Origin of the sequence: Vibrio sp. Vb1980, from assembly GCF_033338615.1 — a bacterium.
Lineage (GTDB): Bacteria > Pseudomonadota > Gammaproteobacteria > Enterobacterales > Vibrionaceae > Vibrio > Vibrio alginolyticus.
The window spans coordinates 1-722 of sequence record NZ_JAWOSZ010000081.1 but is presented as its reverse complement, the minus strand read 5'-3'; the positions used below and the strand labels follow the sequence as shown (position 1 = coordinate 722).

General features: G+C 51.4%; 1 protein-coding gene. It reads left to right on the top strand.

The genetic code is table 11. The features are described from left to right. Positions 1-706 (top strand): AMP-binding enzyme (locus R7F64_RS23880; protein WP_318072150.1); only part of this gene is annotated, 706 nt, incomplete at its 5' end. Positions 707-722 lie beyond the last annotated feature (16 nt).

Sequence of the window (722 nt, the reverse complement as noted above, 5' to 3'; positions counted from 1 at the left end):
GGAAACCGGCGGCATCTTGATCGCTCCACTTCCGGGCGCGACAGATCTCAAACCAGGTTCAGCAACTCGCCCATTCTTCGGCGTACAACCTGCGCTGGTTGATAACATGGGTAATATCCTTGAAGACACCGTGGCTGAAGGTAACTTGGTAATTCTTGATTCTTGGCCAGGTCAGATGCGTACGGTTTACGGCGACCATGAACGTTTCGAACAAACCTACTTCTCAACCTTTAAGGGCATGTACTTCACCAGTGACGGCGCGCGTCGCGACGAAGACGGCTACTACTGGATCACTGGCCGCGTCGATGACGTACTGAACGTGTCTGGACACCGTATGGGCACCGCTGAAATTGAATCTGCGCTAGTCGCGCATCATAAAATTGCCGAAGCCGCGATTGTTGGTATTCCACACGACATCAAAGGCCAAGCGATCTACGCCTACATCACGCTCAACGATGGCGAGTTCCCATCTGCAGAGCTGCACAAAGAAGTGAAAGATTGGGTGCGTAAAGAGATTGGTCCAATTGCAACGCCTGACGTACTGCACTGGACAGACTCTCTACCAAAGACTCGTTCAGGTAAGATCATGCGTCGTATTCTGCGTAAGATTGCGACAGGTGATACCAGCAACCTAGGCGATACTTCAACGCTTGCCGATCCAAGTGTAGTAGACAAACTCATCGCCGAAAAAGCAGAACTGGTATAAGCTCGCCAGCCTGTTT